Below are 15,885 nucleotides of genomic sequence, written 5' to 3'. Positions count from 1 at the left end.
TTCTGCGATAAAAAGGCGACCGTTTTTCTGACTCAACTCGTTGAAGGTCAGATGAAGAAAGTCTGCCTGTGCGATACCTGCGCCAATGAACGCGGAGTCACGGATCCCACCGGCTTCTCGTTGGCGGACATGCTGCTGGGTGGCGTACCGGGCGGTCCTGGCACGGCACCGGTGGGACAACATTACACGGCTGTCACAGGCGGGAAACAATGCCCTGTCTGTAGTTTCACCCTGGATGACCTGCGCCGGGTGCGTCGTTTTGGCTGTGCGGAGTGCTATAATGTCTTCCGCGACGACCTGAACCCCATGCTGCGCGGCATGCACAAGGGGGTCTCCCACGTCGGAAAGGTTCCGGAAGGCCTCATGGCCGTGCAGTACCGGACCCAACGGCTGGAAGAGCTGCGCTCGAAACTGGACCAGGCCATTTCCTCCGAAAGCTACGAGGAAGCCGCGGGCATCCGGGACGAGATCCGCAACCTGGAAGTAGTGCAGGGATAAATTCCAATCACCAACCGCGAATGAACACCAATGGACACGAATGGGAAATGGAGGAGATCTTTGGAAGCCTCATCTTCATTCGCGTGGATTCGCGTCCGTTCGTGGTTCAAAAAATTCTGAAGCCATGATGCGATTTTCCACACTCATCAAACATCCCGCGGACTGGATGACCGGCGGGGTGGGGGATCACTGCGCCGTTCTCACGTCGCGCATCCGCCTCGCACGGAACCTGCGCAACCAGCCTTTCCCGGGTTGGGCGAAGCGTGACCAGCGGGCCGCCGCCCTGGATATCCTGCGCCCGGCGGTGGAAGCGCTGCCGGCGATGAAGGATGCCTTTTCCCAGGAACTGGGGGATCTCACCTCCGTGCAGAAGCAGGTGCTGGTGGAACGCCACCTCATTTCCCGCGAGCACGCCGCACGCGGGGATGGATCCGGTGCGGTCATCGAGCGCCGCCAGACTTTTTCCCTCATGCTGAATGAGGAGGACCACCTGCGCATGCAGGCGATCCGCCCCGGCCTGCAGCTCAGTGCCGCCTTCGAGGGTCTTTCCGCCCTCGACACCGAGCTGGAAAGCTCACTGGAGTTCGCCTTCGACCCGAGCCTCGGTTACCTCACCACCTGCCCGACGAATCTGGGCACCGGCCTGCGTGCCTCCGCCATGCTCCATCTGCCGGGGCTGGTGCTGAGCGACCAGATCGGCCAGGTGCTCCAGGCGGTGAACAAGATCGGCCTCGCGGTCCGCGGCCTCTATGGCGAAGGCACCGAGTCCCTCGGCAACCTCTATCAGATCTCCAACCAGTCCACGCTCGGCGAGAGCGAGGAGACGATCATCCGCAGGCTGGAGCGGGTCATTTCCCAGGTGGCGCAGCACGAGCAGAACGCCCGTGAGAAGCTGCTGGAGGATGATCCTGAAATGGTCGCTGACAAGATCGGCCGGGCATACGGCGTGCTACGGCATGCCTATATCATCGACTCGAAGGAAGCGCTCAACCATCTCTCCCTGCTCCGCCTCGGCGGGAATCTCGGATTCTTCCCGGCCGAAACGGGCCTGCTTTGCGACGCCCTGCTGATGGACATCCAGCCGGCCCACCTGCAGCTCCACACCGGGCGGAAACTTTCTCCGGAAGAACGTGACTCGATTCGTGCACAAATCGTCCGCTCCCGGTTGCAATCTCTAGATTCCCCTGATAATCGTATTCTATCAAAGGAAGGGGAAAAACCTTCCGAACCTCCCACACCTGAATCGTATGAATAACTTCACTCCACGTGCCCAACAGGTTCTCGCCCTGGCCCGCAAGGAAGCGGATCGTTTCAACCATTCCTACGTAGGGACGGAGCACCTGCTCCTGGGACTCATCAAGCTCGGCCAGGGCGTGGCCGTCAACGTGCTGGAGCGCATGGGCCTCGAGCTGGAAGCCGTGCGCATGGAGGTGGAGAAGGAGGTCGGTTCCGGCCCGCCGCAGAAGGCGACCGGGAACATCCCCTACACCCCCCGCGTGAAGAAGGTGCTCGCCCTTGCGAACAAGGAAGCGAAGGCGCTCAACCATTCCTATGTCGGCACGGAACACCTCCTGCTCGGCCTGCTCCGTGAAGGGGAGGGCGTCGCCGCCCGCGTGCTGAAACGGCTGGATGTGGACATCCAGCGCACCCGCAACGAGATCCTTGCGGAGATCGACCCGAATTTCTCACCGGAAGACCACGACGACGATGAGGATGACGACGAGGACGATGCCGATGGCACCTTTGAGGACGAAAGCTCCTCCGCTCCGGAATCCGGCCCGGGTGAAGGCGAAGGCAAGACCAAGACCCCGGCGCTGAAGGCCTTTGGCCGCGACCTCACCAAGATCGCCCGCGAGAGCGGACTGGACCCGGTGATCGGCCGTGAGGCGGAGATCGAGCGCGTGATCCAGATCCTGTGCCGCCGGACGAAGAACAACCCCGTCCTCATCGGTGAAGCCGGTGTGGGCAAGACGGCGATCGTCGAGGGCCTGGCCCAGGAGATCGCCTCCGGCAATGTGCCCGAGATCCTCCGCGACAAGCGCGTGGTGACGCTCGACCTCGCCCTGATGGTGGCGGGGACGAAGTACCGCGGCCAGTTCGAGGAGCGCATCAAGGCCGTCATGGACGAGATCCGAAAGGTGAAGAATGTCATCCTTTTCATCGACGAGCTGCACACCATCGTGGGCGCCGGTTCCGCCGAAGGCGCGATGGATGCGTCCAACATCATCAAGCCCGCCCTCAGCCGTTCCGAGCTGCAGTGCGTGGGTGCGACGACCCTCAACGAGTACCGCAAATACATCGAGAAGGACGCCGCGCTCGAGCGCCGCTTCCAGCAGGTGAAGGTGGACGAGCCGTCCGTCGATGACGCGATCAAGATCCTCCAGGGGCTCCAGGAAAAATACGAAAGCCACCACAAGGCGAAGTTCACCCCGGAGGCCATCGAGGCATCCGTGAAGCTCACCTCCCGCTACCTGACCGGCCGTTTCCTGCCGGACAAGGCGATCGACGTTCTCGACGAGGCCGGCGCACGCGCCCGCATCGGCACCATGACCCGCCCGCCGTCCATCAAGGAACTGGAAGGCAAGATCGACCAGATCAACCGGGACAAGGTCGCCGCCATCGCGGAGCAGGACTTCGAAAAAGCCGCATCGCTGCGTGACGACGAGAAGAATGCGAAGAAGGAACTTGAGGAGACCCTCAGGAACTGGCGCGCCTCTTCGGAGGAAACCATCGTCACCGTGACGGATGACGACATCATGGCCGTGGTCTCGAAGTGGACCGGTGTCCCGCTGCGCCGCATGGAGCAGAAGGAAACCGAGAAGCTCCTCAAGATGGAGGACGAGCTCAAGGGCCGCGTGATCGGCCAGGACGAGGCGGTGGTCGCCATTTCCAAGGCGCTGCGCCGCTCCCGTGCGGACCTCAAGGATCCACGCCGCCCGATCGGTTCGTTCCTCTTCCTCGGACCGACCGGCGTCGGCAAGACCTACCTCGCCCGCAACCTCGCCGAGTTCATGTTCGGTGACGCGGAGGCGCTCATCCAGATCGACATGTCGGAATACATGGAGAAGTTCACCGCCAGCCGCCTGATCGGTTCGCCTCCGGGCTACGTCGGGTATGAGGAAGGCGGCCAGCTTTCCGAGGCGGTGCGCCGCCGTCCGTATTCGGTGGTCCTTTTCGATGAGATCGAGAAAGCCCATCCGGACGTGATGAACCTGTTGCTCCAGATCCTGGAGGAAGGCACCGTCACGGACTCGCTGGGCCGGAAGATCGACTTCCGCAACACCATCATCATCCTGACCTCCAACGTCGGAGCCTCCACCATCAAGCGCCAGACCTCCCTCGGCTTCGGTGCGATGAACGAGGACAACGCCGACTTCGAAGGGATGAAGGAGAAGATCCTGGAAGAGTCCAAGCGCTACTTCAAACCGGAGTTCCTCAACCGTCTGGATGACCTGGTGGTCTTCCATATGCTCGAGAAAAAGGACCTCAACCAGATCGTCGACCTGGAGGTTTCCAAGCTCACCAAGCGCCTGCGCGAGAAGAACATCTCCCTCACGCTGGCACAGGAAGCACGCGACCTGCTGGCGGAAAAGGGCTTCGACCCGGCCTACGGCGCGCGCCCGATGCGCCGTGCCGTCGAGCGCTTCCTCGAGGATCCGCTCGCGGAATCCCTGCTCCGCGGGGATGTGAAGCCCGGCGACATGGTCAATGTGATCCGCAAGGAAGGCAGCGAGGAACTCGTGTTCCAGTCGAGCCGCCCGGAGGAACCGGAGATCGAGCCGGACGGCGCGGGGGTCTGATCCTCTGAAACATCAAAAAGCCGGCGTGGGAAACCGCGCCGGCTTTTCTCTTGATGTGGGATTGTGAACCCGTCCGCTCAGGCAAAGGCAGAGCGCAGGTTGCGGATGCTTTCTCCCGCAAGGAAATCCGGCTCCACCGTGGTGTCGAACACCTCGACGGACACCCAGCCGCCGTAGTTTTCCTCCTTCAGCACGGCGGCGATGGCGTTGAAATCCACCTCGCCCATGCCAGGACCGCGCAGGTTCGGGTCGTTCGCGTGGAAGTGGGCGGTCCATGGCAGGGAGGTCCTGACGATTTCCGGGATGGAACGGACGTCGGAAGACATGGCTTTCACATCCAGATGGAGCCGGACATTGGGAGAGCCGATCTTCTCCAGCAGGGAAATCGTCTCCGCTGCTGTGTTGATGAAATTCGTTTCCGCAGGCCCCAGAAATTCGAAGGCAATGGTGACCCCTGCGGCGGCCAGATGGGGGGAGAGGCGCTGGAAAAAGTGGATGAAACGCTCCTCCGCCGCGCTGCGGTCCCATGATGGATCCAGTGACCGCTGGAGCGGGCTGCCCCACACCATGATGTTGCCGCCCATCCCTTGGCAGACGTCCGTCAAATGGCGGGCATAGTCGAAGGTGCGGCGGTGGATTTCCGCGGATGGATCCGTCAGGTGGTAGCCCTCCGTTTTGGCCAGCAGCCAGTGCAGGCCAACCATCTCCAGGTCATGGTCACGGACGATCCTGCCCAGTGCGGAGGCCTTCTCCGGAGCAATGGCGGAGACGTCACCCAAGGTGAATGGCGCCACCTCCAGCCCGGTATATCCATGGCGGCGGGCCTCGGCGCAGGTGCCTTCGAAATCATGGTGGCGGAAAGTTTCATTGCAGATGGCGAACTTCATGCTGGAGAGACTGGATTGCCGCTTCTTCCATGCCAAGAAGGGGATGCATGTAATTTTCTGTTGGGAGAGCGCACGGTCCGCGGCCGATTATGAAGATTTCGTGAAAAAACGGATTTCTTATAAGAATAAGTTCCCTCCATACGTCTGAATAAAGTACACTCCCGTCGTTCGCCAAATCATCATGGTCAAAGTATTAGCATGCCTTTCTTTGTGTGCCCTGGTGGTGGGTGGATTCTACTATTTTGACCGGGATGTGCCCTCGGACGAAACCTGGCTGGACAACGAGCGCTACCGGATGGACCTCCAGAACCAGATCCAGGTCACCGGGATGAGGCTGGAGCGCCGTGAGCGGGATGGGGAAAACGGAAAACTCGGCGAGGCCATGGCGAATCTGGAGTCCCTGACTGCCCGGTTCGACAAACGGATGGGGGAGTATGAGTCTCTTTCCAAAGTGGTTGCCGGGATGGAGGATGACTTCCTCGCTTTCCGTGAAAAGCAGTTGGGCGAACTCCGCTCGCGTGCGATGGGCCGTGAATGGCCGGAATTCATCTCTGCGGCCGGCAGGGTGCTGAAGGACGTCAAGGTGATAGCGGTGGATGACACCGGTGTGATGCTGCGTCACCAGGACGGATCCGCCCGCATGCGCTATGAGGATCTCACGGATGAACAGCGTTGCTTCTTCGGTTTGGAGGAGGAATCCGCCATCGCCGCCATGAGAGAGGAACACCGCCGTGCGCAGGACTATGACCTATGGGTCCGGAACGCGGAGGAAGACGCGGGGATCAGGGACATCTTGGCCCGGGAGGAAGCTGCGATGTTGAAATATTCTTCCGGTCTCAGGAAACCTCTCCCGCGGGCAAAGCGCTTCCGGGCGGTGCAGCCTCCCCCGGTGGTGGCCTCCAATGACTCCCCCCTGAAGATCAAATCCCTTTCCGACCCGCCGGAGAAGGTGAACCAGAATCCCCGGTTCCGCGTGCGCGGTACTCCCCGTTACAATTACTACTACAACTACAGCCCTGCCAGCTATGGTACAGCTGGCTACGGTGCGGTGCGCAGGGATCTGCCGCCGCCCGTCAAACCCTGAAACCTGCCATCCATCTTCAATCCCGCTTCGTCATCATGAAATCCATCACACCCTATGCCGCCGTGGCCGCATTCGCCGCCGTCCTCTGTTCCTGTGACTCCCCGGAAATGGTCCGGAAACGGGACCAGCAGGCTCTGGAGATCACCAAGCTGAGGGGGGAATTGGCCGTTCTCGAGGAACGCTTGAAGGATCTCCCGCCAGACAGGACGGCTGATCTCTCCGCCATCGAGGAGGAGACGAAGAAGCAGCAAGCGGAGATCATCAAACTCGAGAGCGAGATCAAGGACCTCGAAGCGAAAAAGGAGTCCGTGCGGAAAGATTTCGAGGATTACAAGCGCAAGTATGTGATCCGGTGATCGGATTTACTCCAAACCCTTACCAAAGATTCACATGTCATTTGGAGATTTGATGTCGAGCGGCCGTGGGCCGGGTGTGGTGGGATTGCTGATGGCGTTGCTCGTCATCGGTGGATTCGGCGGGATCTACGTCTTTGTCTTCGACAAGGAGATGCAGGGCGGTGGCAGTTCGATCGAGCACGTGATCCGGGAACAAGCGGATGAAATTGAGTCGCTGCAGGTCCAGATCGCCCACGAAAACACGACTCTTGAGAACTCGAAGAAGGGTGCTCAAGCAGGAAAGAAGGCGGATGCCCTGACTGCGGAGGCCGCGGCCACGAAGGAAAAGATCGGCGCTCTGGAAGCACAGATGTCGAAAATCATCGCGGACTCCGTGACGCTGGAGAAGGAGTTCCTCGACTACCGCGCCGGCTATCGTGCCCAGGTGAGGGAAGATGCGGTGGGTGAGAAATTTCCCGAGCTGAAGACGGTTTCCGGCACCGTGTATGAGGAGGTGGAGATCCGTGAGGTCACCGAGGTGGGCATCAGCATCCGCCACAAGGATGGCAGCGGCCGCATCACCTATGAGGAACTGACCGAGGAGTGGCAGTTACGCTTCCAGTTCGACCCGAAGGAGAAGGCTGAGGCGCTCGCCCGTGAGCAGGCGGAGCGTGAGATGTATGAAAGATCCCTGGCCGGCGACACCGGAGCGGATGCCGGGCCGTCCTCGGAGCCTGAAGTTCCTGATGAACCTCTGAAAGACCCAGCAACCGCGGAAGGGAGCGAGCAGATCCGTCGCCTTGTCACCGCGAAGGAGATCCAGCTTGCGAGGCTGAAGACCCAGTGGCGCCAGCTCCAGGCGGCGGCCGTCAAGGTGCAGGAGCAGGAGGGGGCGGAACGCGCCCGCGGAATCAATGGAATGGGCAAGGTGAAGGAAATGCGCACAAAAATCACCACCAAGGAGCGGGAGATCGCCAGGTGCACCATGGAGCTGCACCAACTGAAAAGGAAACAACGCTGACCAACCAACACTTATGTTCGAAGATCGTGGAGGAATACTCACATTCGTAGGTGGCCTGGTGGCGCTCACCGTGGTGGCCACCGGACTGGCCCTGGTCATGGAGAAGCGTTCGGAAGCGTCCGCGCGCAAGACGGATGCCGAGAAGACCTATCAGGATGACCGCCAGGCGATCATCGTCCTGAAGGATGAACTGGATCGGGCGAACGAAAAATGGGCTGAGAACTCAGGTCATGCAGCGATCGACGAAAAGTACAAGGCGGCGAAAGCGGCTGCTGACGGGCGGTTGGATGTGTTGGCTGCCCTGCGTGACCGCCATGGGAAGCTGAAAGCTGTGGTGGAGGAGCAGGAACGCGATTTCACGCGCTACCGGGAGGCATATGTGGCTTCCGTGCGCACTGCGGCGGAGGATGAGGAACTTGAGGTGCTGCGCCTGAAGAGCGGCAAGGAATATTCCCAGGTCGTCATCAAGAAAGTGACTTCCGAAGGATTGGAGATCCGGCACGAATTCGGCTCCGCACGGGTGTCTGTGGATGATCTCGATTCCAAGTGGAATGATCGGTTCCTCTGGCGTTGATGGAATACGGCCGGATCTTCGCGGGGCGGACTGTTGTGCCGGGAGTGGTTTTGTGTGTTGCCGAGGGAGGATGGACCGTCCGATGATCCGCCTGTGAGAGTGGAACCCATCGATCCGGAGCTGTTCGCCGCCAACCGCGCCCGCCTGCGTGGAATGCTGAAGTCCGGCAGCATCGTCATCATCCACTCGAACGACATCTATCCCACGAACGCGGATGGAACCATGGCGTTCCGCCAGCAGAACGATCTTTTCCACCTCACCGGCATCGATCAGGAGGAGACCATCCTCATCCTGATGCCGGATGCCCCGGAAAGCCGGGACCGGGAGATCCTGTTCGTCAGGGAGACCAGCGCGGAGATCGCCATTTGGGAAGGGGAGAAGCTGACGAAGGAGGAGGCCGCGCTGCGGACGGGGATCTCCCGCATCGAGTGGACGGGAAATTTCCAGGGCATCCTCCACCGGTTGGTGCCGCAGGTGGATCATATCTATCTGGCGACGAACGAGCATCTGCGGGCCGTGGTGGAGGTGGAGACGCGGAATGCCCGCTTCATCAAGGAATGCCAGCTCCGCTACCCGCTGCACCGCTACGAGCGGCTGGCTCCGTTGATGCACCGCCTGCGCATGGTGAAGCAGCCTCAGGAGATTTCCATCATTTCAAAGGCGTGTGCCATCACGGAAGCGGGATTCCGCCGCTCGCTCGACTTCATCCGTCCGGGTGTGGGGGAGTGGGAGATCGAAGCCGAGTTCATGCATGAGTTCCTCCGCCGGGGATCGAAGGGATTCGCCTACACCCCCATCATCGCCTCCGGGACGGGGGCCTGCGTCCTCCACTATATCAAGAATGACCGGATCTGCCGGGACGGGGATCTCATCCTGATGGATGTGGCCGCGGAGTACGCGGGCTGGAACTCCGACATGACACGCACCGTGCCTGCCAACGGAAGGTTCTCTCCACGGCAACGCGCCGTTTATGATGCGGTTCTGCGTGTCCTGCGCGCGGCGAACCAACTGCTGCGCCCGGGGGTGCATCCTGCGGACTACCAGAAGCAGATCCTGTCCATCATGGAGGCGGAACTCATCCACCTGGGACTCATCGATGCGGCGGAGGCGAAGGAGCAGGGACCGGACAAGCCGCTGGTGAAACGCTACTTCATGCACGGCACCTCCCACCACCTGGGACTGGATGTGCATGATGTTGCCCCCCCCGGAGAAACGGTGGCGGAGGGCATGGTCTTCACCATCGAGCCAGGCATCTACATCCGGGAGGAGGGGCTGGGGGTGAGATTGGAGAACAATGTCCTCATCGGAAAGGATTCCAACACCGACCTGATGGCATCCATTCCCATCGAAGCGGAGGAGATCGAGGAACTGATGGCGGGAGGCCGTTGAACGGGAAATCCCCCGGCCGCATCACGGCACGGAGGATTTCTGGAAGATTACCATGCGGGGGCCCCCCCTGTTCGTCACGGAACGGAGAATTCCGCCCGCAGGAAGCCTTTTCCGGAGCCAACCGGGATGGAGGCCCGGTATTGGGTGGCGGAATCCTCAAGCACGGTCACACCGGTTGTTGTCCAGCCGCCCAAGGTGGACGAGGTGGTGCCGGTGATCGTCACACCCGTAACGGTGGGATCACGGGGGATGGTGAGGACCAGCGTGGCTCCCTGCTTCACCGCCGTGATGGCGGCGCGGCTGCCGGCATTCTTCGGATCCGTGCCGGTGGCATATTCCGCCAGGTTCTTCACGCCATCGCCATCGTAGTCATCGTTGGGTCCGGACAGAGGAGGAGAGTCGGGGAAGTGGATCTGCGCCCATGCCGCGAAGCCGGTGAGGGCGGGGGCGATGGTTCCGGACTGGCGGATGGTGCCATCGGCACCGACGGTGATGAAGGTGTTGTTGAAGAAGACGAGGTCATTCCGGTCGCTCTGTGCAGTGGTGGCAAGGAGCGTCCAGGTCTCGCCGTCCGTGGAGGCCATGTTGATGTCGGCTCTTCCATTGCTCGGGTCAACACCCACAGCCAGATAGATACCGTTGCCATATGCGATGCCTGTCAGGCTCTTGAAGCTGCTTTCCACCGCCGGGAACGTGACGCCCAGGTCGGTTGATTTGCGGATGCCGGCATTCCATCCACTGGCAATGAAGCGCCCGTCGATATACTCGATTTCCGCGATCTCCGAGAGGTGGGGAAGGCCGGTAGTTGCGGTGGTATTGGTCCATGTCAGGCCATCGGCGGAAGTGAGCACCACACGCGGAAACGGTTCCTGGGACATGTCGCCGGCCCCTGCGATGAAGCGGCCGCCGCCAAAGGCGACGTCCGAAAAGTTCAGGCTCGTTCCGCTGGTGACCGGTGTCCAGGTGATGGAGTCGGTGGAGCGCCACATTGCCCCGGCTTCGCCGACGGCCACCATCACGCCTGTTCCCGCTGCCAGTCCGGTTACTTTTTGCCCGTTGAAATGGCGGCGGGTCCATGTCGTGCCGTTGGGTGAGGTGAGGATGACACCTTTCCAACCGTTGTCATGATCCATGCCACCAGCGATGAACTGGGAACCGTCGTGGATGATGGTGTAGAGGTGGGTATTGACGGTGATGCCTCCCCCTACGGTGGCTGCGGTCCAGGTGGTCCCGTCCGTGGAGGTGCGGTAAGCTCCGACGCTTTGTCCTACCGCCACCACCCGCCCGCCGCCCGCCGCCACGTCGAAGTAGGTGGACGTGTTGGAGCCCGATACTCTGGTCGTCCAGGTATCCAGCGGGTCGGTCACAGTTATGGACTGGCTGCGCGAGATGGTGCCGCCTTTCATGTCGGAGACGGTGACCGTCACGGTGTAGGTGCCGCTGTTCACCCACTGGTGGGTGATGGATGAGGAGTTGCCGCCCAAGTTGCCATCGCCGAAGTCCCAGAAGTAGGAGAGGGGATCTCCGTTCGCATCCAGCGCTTCGACTGAGAAGGAAGCGGAGGTCCGTGTCACGACGGTGGGACTACCCGTGAGGGTGGCGGTGGGTGCGGTGTTCCCCGGGAACGGGCCGAGCTGGATGTTCACGTCCAGCCATTGGTCCGCACCTGTTCCTCCCTTGCCGGTGGGGGTGATGTGCACATCGGCGGTGGTGTCCGAGTAAGTCCGGCCGATCGCCACGGCGGAGTCGTCCTTGCCCTGCGCCGAGTTGGGGGTGGTATCGATGAGCCAGGAACGGGTCTCGGACGGACGCTGCCAGAGGACGTAGGCACCGTTCTGGAAGGTCGGCAGAGTGGAAAGGCCCGGGCGATAACCCACCCAGTAGTAATCCACGCCCGCGGGGGTGTTTGATTTGGTCACACGGACGCCGCGGATCGTACCGGTGGTGCCGGCGGAGTCGAAACGGTGGATGCGGCGGGTGCCGGAGCCCGAGGTGGTTGCATTCACCCAGTTGTCGTTGCCCGTGGGATACCAGTTGAGGAACTGCTTCGCCTGCATATGGAAGTGTCCCGCCGGGTCAGGGCCTTCGCCCATGATGTCGGTGTGGTCACCGTATTCCTCCGAGTCGCCGGTTCCGGTCACGGTTCCGTTGGTGGTTTTCCAGAAGCTGGCGTGCCCGATGCCGTAGTTGTGGCCGAACTCGTGGATGGTCACTCCGGAGTAGAGTGTCCCTTGGAGCCACTGCCTTTCAGCGTTGAGATCCGCATAGCCGGCGTAGGCGATGCCGCCGCCCTGCATGCCGATGGAAGCGAAGTGGACCACCACGATGTCGTAGCCGTTGAGGGAGTTGGCTCCGTTGGCAGTCTTGTAGGCCGCGATCGCATCCGCGTGCAGTTCGGTGTTCTTGGACGGAGCGTAAAAGCCGGTCGGCTGCGGCATGCGGACCGTCGCTTCGCTGACGGTGGCATTGATCGTGGTTTTACCGTAGGACATTTCGAGCAAGCTGCTGGCCACCGGTCCATTCATCAGATTCGCCAACTCCGTCTGCGTGGAAGCAGCGCCGGTCAGGTTGGAGAAATCCACGCGGATGCAGAAGACCTTCTTGTCCGTTTCCGTCCATACGCTCGCCTGGATTTTCACCTCCGCTTTTGCTGCGGCCCAATCGATCCCTCCACCTGCGGCGGGTGCGGGAGCTGCGAAAACGACGTTCGCTCCTGTCTTCGGAGCAGGGAATGTCTCGAGCGCGGCGAGTTGCAGGTTGGTCTCCTCAAGGGAAGCCGTGCTGGAGAATCGGTATTGCTTCCCGCCCATGGTTGCCACCACCGGGCTTCCGCCAAGCGGTTCACCCGTCTGGAAGTCGTGGTCCGGATGGAAATTCCCCATCGGGAGTGCTGAAGCGTGCGCTTCTTCATCGCGTGGCACGATCTGGAAAAATCCATCCGAAATCGCAGCCACGCCATCCAGCGTGATGCCCACCAGGGGAGCGTCCTGTTTGGAGTTCTGGCCCTTTCTCCAGCCATAGACGGAGGCACTCCAGTTCAGCCCGTCCATCTCCAGCACCCTGTCCGGCTCCAGGTTCACTCCCGGAGCACAAACCGGCGTCACCCGCAGGGTGGCGGTCTGGGCGAACGGGCGTTCGAACCATGGCTTCAGTTCCTCCGGCAGCGCATCATAACGGGCCGGTGTGATCGCGGCCTCCAGCGCCTGTTGCGGCGCGGTGGAGATCAGCCGCTTCATCGTGGCGGACCGTTCCTTGGCGAGTTCCAGCAGGCGCGGGAGTTCCCCGGTGGACGGGGATTTCCGCGTCCGCTGTGGATCGGTCCATTCCGCCAGATCCGGATGGGAAAGGATCTCCGTGGAAATGACTTGCTGGGAGGGGAGGCGTGCCGGTGCTTTGGTGGAGGTGATATCGCGGTCAGGACGGAGGAAGACGATGAGTCCGACGGCAAGCAGCAGCAATATGGGCAGGAAGAAGGCTCGGAACCTGTGCATGCAGGCAATCATATGCCGGTAATATCGTGTTTGTCGAAATCAGATTCTGGTAATCTTCACGACTTATCTGTGATCCATGCAGGTGGGTGCGAAAAACCCTTTGTAATGCGGAGCTTTATGAAATCTGTTAGATTCCATCAGATTCTATCTTTGCCTCGGCCGCGACACATGTCTGCGTATAAGCTGGATATGCCGTCGGCAACTCTTGTCGGAGAGCCCTCCAGGAGCTGGTTGCCCCGTTAAATGCCGCATCCGCGCACGGAGTCATACCTGGAATAACCCATGACACGATCTCTTTTTTCCATCATCGCCATTTTTTCCCTCATGCTGCCATGCCAGGCACAGGATGAATTGCAAAAAGCGCTGGATGATGTCCAGGAGTTCACCCGGCAGGGGAAATACAAGGAAGCCTTGGAACGGCATATATGGTTCCATGATCACGTGCTGGGAAGAATCCTTCCTGTCATGGCGTGAGGCTTTCTTTCGCGCACTCGGATTGGGTCGAACTCGGCGGGAAATATCCGGAAGCGCTCGCGGCGCGCACGAACGGCCACGCCCGCAGGGTCACAGGGCGAAGTTCGGGCACTGGCTCAGGAATGCCTTCGGATTCCCGAAAAGGATCTTCTCGATCTGCTCCGCGCTGTGTTTCCGGCGCTTCATCTCCAGCGCGCATTTCGGCACGGAAAGGGGGTCGGAGTGGCCCCAGTCGCAGGCGGAGTTCAGCCACAGCCGCTCGTCGCCGTAGATTTCCAGCATGTCGATCGCACGGTTCGGGCTGCACTTGCTCTCAGGATAGAGGGTCATGCCCGCCCAGTAGCCCTGCTCCAGCACGTGGGAGATGGTATGTTCCTCCACATGGTCGATGATGACCTTCGAGCGGTCGATTTTTGAGAAATTCGCCAGTGAATCGAGGATCAGCTTCGTGCCCTTGAGCTTGTCCTCCAGGTGGGGCGTGTGGATCAGGACCGGCAGGTCATGGTCGAGGGCGATCTGGACGTGTTCCTCGAAGATGGTCAGCTCGCTGCGGGTGTTCTTGTTCAGTCCGATTTCGCCGATGCCGAGCACGTTCGGCTTGTTGATGAACTGCGGGATGAGGGACATCACCTCCCGGGCGAAGACCGGATCGTCCGCTTCCTTCGGGTTGATGCACAGCCAGCAGAAGTGCTTGATGCCGTATTTCGCGGCACGTTTCGGTTCATACTCGGTGAGCTGGCGGAAGTAGTCGTGGAATCCGTCCGCGGAGGAGCGGTCGAAGCCCGCCCAGAACGCGGGTTCGCAAAGCGCCTCGCAGCCGGAGAGAGCGAGTTTCTCGTAGTCATCCGTCGTCCGGCTGACCATGTGGCCGTGTGGCTCGATGTATTTCATCGGAAAATGGGTGGGGTCTCAGGGAAGGGGGGCACCGAAGGCCCCTTGGAAGGGCGCGGTGGGGGAAAGTTCCGTGCTGTGGTCGGACAGCGCCTCCAGCACGCTGCGGGCGCGGTCCGGGCGGTCTTCCAGCAGGATGGGCAGGGTTTTCTTAAGCGCGGCGATGCGGTAGTCGTCCTCCCCGGCGTGCCGGTCGATGCGGTCCAGAAATGCGGCCACTTCGATGAGCTTGTGTCGCGCATCGATGAACTGGAGATCCAGCAGGTCCTTTTTGCTCGTCGGCATGAAGGAAACGTCCGTTGGGAAGCCCGGCAGGTCAATCGGGAAGGTGCCCGGAGTTCCGCTTGCGGACGGGCGGGGGATGGTGTGAGGTGCGGGCGTGTTAGGCGTTTATGTGCATGATCTGGATCCGGTGGCGCTGCCACTCTTCGGGAATCTGGCCCTCCGTTGGTACGGGCTGGCGTATCTGATGGGGTTCGTGGCCGGGTTCCTGCTGCTGCGCCATCTGGCGCGGAAGGGGCTGTGGGTGCTCAAGCCGGAGAAGACGGGGGATTTCATCGCCGCCGCCGCCCTCTTCGGCGTCTTTCTCGGTGGCCGGCTGGGCTACATCCTGTTCTACCACATCCCGAAGATGGGCTGGGGAAGCCTCGCCGCCGATCCGTTGCTGGTTTTCAAGGTATGGGAAGGGGGGATGGCCAGCCACGGCGGCATCCTCGGTCTGGTGATTTTCACCTGGTTCTACGCCCGGAAGCACAAGGTTTCCTGGACCGGGTTGGGGGATGGTCTGTGCGTGGTCGCCCCGGTGGGCCTCTTTTTCGGCCGGGCCGCGAATTTCATCAACGGAGAGCTGTATGGACGTGTCGCGTCCGGTCTTTCCTGGGCGGTGAAATTCCCCACGGCGCTGATGGATGCGAAAGCGCCGGAATCCGGCAGCTTCGAAGTGGCGGCCGCGGCGGCCGTGAATGCGGACCCTGCCCTGGCACCGGCCTATCACGCGATGAATGATGCGGCCACCGGACCTGCCCAGCATGCGTTTTTCGAGCAACTGCTGGCTGCCACCCGCAAGTCGGACCAGGTGAAAGAGGCCATCGCACCCTATCTGGAGCCGCGCCACCCGTCGCAGGTGTATGAAGGTGCGCTGGAGGGGCTGCTGCTTTTCGCCATCCTCTGGATCGTGCGGATCCGTTTCCCGAAGGCCCCGCACGGCCTGCTGACCGGGCTGTTTTTCGGACTCTATGCCATTTTCCGGATCTTCGCGGAGCGGTTCCGGGAGCCGGACGCGGCTTGGGTCATCGACGGCGTCCTGACCCAGGGGCAGTTCCTGTCCCTGTTCATGTTCGCGTTCTCGGCCGGCTTCCTGATCCTGGCGTGGAGGAGAAGGCCGGTGGCAGCGGAGTAAATGCGCGGATTGGAGCCTTGTTGTACCAACTGGTTGATGTAG

14 protein-coding genes are annotated in these 15,885 nt (G+C 61.2%); 10 read left to right on the top strand and 4 right to left on the bottom strand.

Annotation, left to right across the window (positions count from 1 at the left end):
• Window positions 1-51 precede the first annotated feature (51 nt).
• The 3 genes from KF712_17830 to KF712_17820 all read left to right on the top strand — a co-directional run bounded on the left by KF712_17830 (window position 52) and on the right by KF712_17820 (window position 4,298).
• Window positions 52-498, top strand: a complete 447-nt coding sequence (locus tag KF712_17830; protein MBX3742849.1) for a UvrB/UvrC motif-containing protein — start codon at window positions 52-54, stop codon at window positions 496-498.
• 127 nt (window positions 499-625) lie between these two features.
• Window positions 626-1,753, top strand: a complete 1,128-nt coding sequence (locus tag KF712_17825; protein ID MBX3742848.1) for a protein arginine kinase — start codon at window positions 626-628, stop codon at window positions 1,751-1,753.
• Window positions 1,746-4,298 (top strand): ATP-dependent Clp protease ATP-binding subunit, encoded by a 2,553-nt coding sequence (locus tag KF712_17820; protein MBX3742847.1) that lies wholly within the window; start codon window positions 1,746-1,748, stop codon window positions 4,296-4,298. The genes KF712_17825 and KF712_17820 overlap by 8 nt, the downstream gene beginning before the upstream one ends.
• A 77-nt stretch (window positions 4,299-4,375) precedes the next feature.
• Here the strand turns inward: KF712_17820 and KF712_17815 are convergent, their stop codons facing one another.
• Complete coding sequence (locus tag KF712_17815; protein MBX3742846.1) at window positions 4,376-5,185, bottom strand: sugar phosphate isomerase/epimerase; 810 nt, start codon at window positions 5,183-5,185, stop codon at window positions 4,376-4,378.
• 181 nt (window positions 5,186-5,366) lie between these two features.
• Here KF712_17815 and KF712_17810 point away from each other — a divergent pair, with 181 nt between their 5' ends.
• From KF712_17810 to KF712_17790, 5 genes are all read left to right on the top strand, one after another.
• Window positions 5,367-6,269: a hypothetical protein gene (locus tag KF712_17810; protein MBX3742845.1), complete on the top strand. Its 903-nt coding sequence runs from the start codon at window positions 5,367-5,369 to the stop codon at window positions 6,267-6,269.
• 35 nt (window positions 6,270-6,304) lie between these two features.
• Window positions 6,305-6,625 (top strand): hypothetical protein, encoded by a 321-nt coding sequence (locus tag KF712_17805; GenBank protein MBX3742844.1) that lies wholly within the window; start codon window positions 6,305-6,307, stop codon window positions 6,623-6,625.
• A 52-nt stretch (window positions 6,626-6,677) separates the two neighbouring features.
• Window positions 6,678-7,625: a hypothetical protein gene (locus KF712_17800; protein ID MBX3742843.1), complete on the top strand. Its 948-nt coding sequence runs from the start codon at window positions 6,678-6,680 to the stop codon at window positions 7,623-7,625.
• A 13-nt stretch (window positions 7,626-7,638) separates the two neighbouring features.
• Window positions 7,639-8,199 carry a hypothetical protein gene (locus tag KF712_17795; protein ID MBX3742842.1) on the top strand — a complete coding sequence of 187 codons (561 nt, stop codon included), beginning with the start codon at window positions 7,639-7,641 and terminating at the stop codon, window positions 8,197-8,199.
• A 93-nt stretch (window positions 8,200-8,292) separates the two neighbouring features.
• Window positions 8,293-9,588 carry an aminopeptidase P N-terminal domain-containing protein gene (locus tag KF712_17790; protein ID MBX3742841.1) on the top strand — a complete coding sequence of 432 codons (1,296 nt, stop codon included), beginning with the start codon at window positions 8,293-8,295 and terminating at the stop codon, window positions 9,586-9,588.
• 74 nt (window positions 9,589-9,662) lie between these two features.
• Here the strand turns inward: KF712_17790 and KF712_17785 are convergent, their stop codons facing one another.
• On the bottom strand, window positions 9,663-13,079 hold the full coding sequence (locus KF712_17785; protein ID MBX3742840.1) for a PKD domain-containing protein: 3,417 nt from the start codon (window positions 13,077-13,079) through the stop codon (window positions 9,663-9,665).
• 282 nt (window positions 13,080-13,361) lie between these two features.
• Between KF712_17785 and KF712_17780 the strand changes: the two genes are divergently transcribed.
• Window positions 13,362-13,553, top strand: a complete 192-nt coding sequence (locus KF712_17780) for a hypothetical protein (protein ID MBX3742839.1) — start codon at window positions 13,362-13,364, stop codon at window positions 13,551-13,553.
• Window positions 13,554-13,643: 90 nt separating this feature from the next.
• On the opposite strand, the gene KF712_17775 is transcribed toward KF712_17780, so the two are convergent.
• Window positions 13,644-14,444 (bottom strand): TatD family hydrolase, encoded by an 801-nt coding sequence (locus tag KF712_17775; protein ID MBX3742838.1) that lies wholly within the window; start codon window positions 14,442-14,444, stop codon window positions 13,644-13,646.
• An 18-nt stretch (window positions 14,445-14,462) separates the two neighbouring features.
• Complete coding sequence (locus KF712_17770; protein ID MBX3742837.1) at window positions 14,463-14,729, bottom strand: hypothetical protein; 267 nt, start codon at window positions 14,727-14,729, stop codon at window positions 14,463-14,465.
• A gap of 94 nt (window positions 14,730-14,823) precedes the next feature.
• On the opposite strand from KF712_17770, the gene lgt reads away from it, so the two are divergent.
• Window positions 14,824-15,843 carry a prolipoprotein diacylglyceryl transferase gene (lgt, locus tag KF712_17765; protein MBX3742836.1) on the top strand — a complete coding sequence of 340 codons (1,020 nt, stop codon included), beginning with the start codon at window positions 14,824-14,826 and terminating at the stop codon, window positions 15,841-15,843.
• The last annotated feature ends 42 nt before the right edge of the window (window positions 15,844-15,885 follow it).

Source organism: Akkermansiaceae bacterium (assembly GCA_019634595.1).
Classification (GTDB): Bacteria; Verrucomicrobiota; Verrucomicrobiia; order Verrucomicrobiales; family Akkermansiaceae; genus Luteolibacter.
This window is presented reverse-complemented; position numbering and strand designations above follow the sequence as displayed.

Bases quoted from the DNA above. Each gene is read 5' to 3' on its own strand.
- KF712_17825 (MBX3742848.1), top strand. From the start codon at position 626: ATGCGATTTTCCACACTCATCAAACATCCCGCGGACTGGATGACCGGC.
- KF712_17830 (MBX3742849.1), top strand. From the start codon at position 52: ATGAAGAAAGTCTGCCTGTGCGATACCTGCGCCAATGAACGCGGAGTC.
- KF712_17770 (MBX3742837.1), bottom strand. From the start codon at position 14,729: ATGCCGACGAGCAAAAAGGACCTGCTGGATCTCCAGTTCATCGATGCG.
- KF712_17805 (MBX3742844.1), top strand. From the start codon at position 6,305: ATGAAATCCATCACACCCTATGCCGCCGTGGCCGCATTCGCCGCCGTC.
- KF712_17810 (MBX3742845.1), top strand. From the start codon at position 5,367: ATGGTCAAAGTATTAGCATGCCTTTCTTTGTGTGCCCTGGTGGTGGGT.
- KF712_17815 (MBX3742846.1), bottom strand. From the start codon at position 5,185: ATGAAGTTCGCCATCTGCAATGAAACTTTCCGCCACCATGATTTCGAA.
- KF712_17780 (MBX3742839.1), top strand. From the start codon at position 13,362: ATGACACGATCTCTTTTTTCCATCATCGCCATTTTTTCCCTCATGCTG.
- KF712_17785 (MBX3742840.1), bottom strand. From the start codon at position 13,079: ATGCACAGGTTCCGAGCCTTCTTCCTGCCCATATTGCTGCTGCTTGCC.
- KF712_17775 (MBX3742838.1), bottom strand. From the start codon at position 14,444: ATGAAATACATCGAGCCACACGGCCACATGGTCAGCCGGACGACGGAT.
- KF712_17820 (MBX3742847.1), top strand. From the start codon at position 1,746: ATGAATAACTTCACTCCACGTGCCCAACAGGTTCTCGCCCTGGCCCGC.
- KF712_17800 (MBX3742843.1), top strand. From the start codon at position 6,678: ATGTCGAGCGGCCGTGGGCCGGGTGTGGTGGGATTGCTGATGGCGTTG.
- KF712_17795 (MBX3742842.1), top strand. From the start codon at position 7,639: ATGTTCGAAGATCGTGGAGGAATACTCACATTCGTAGGTGGCCTGGTG.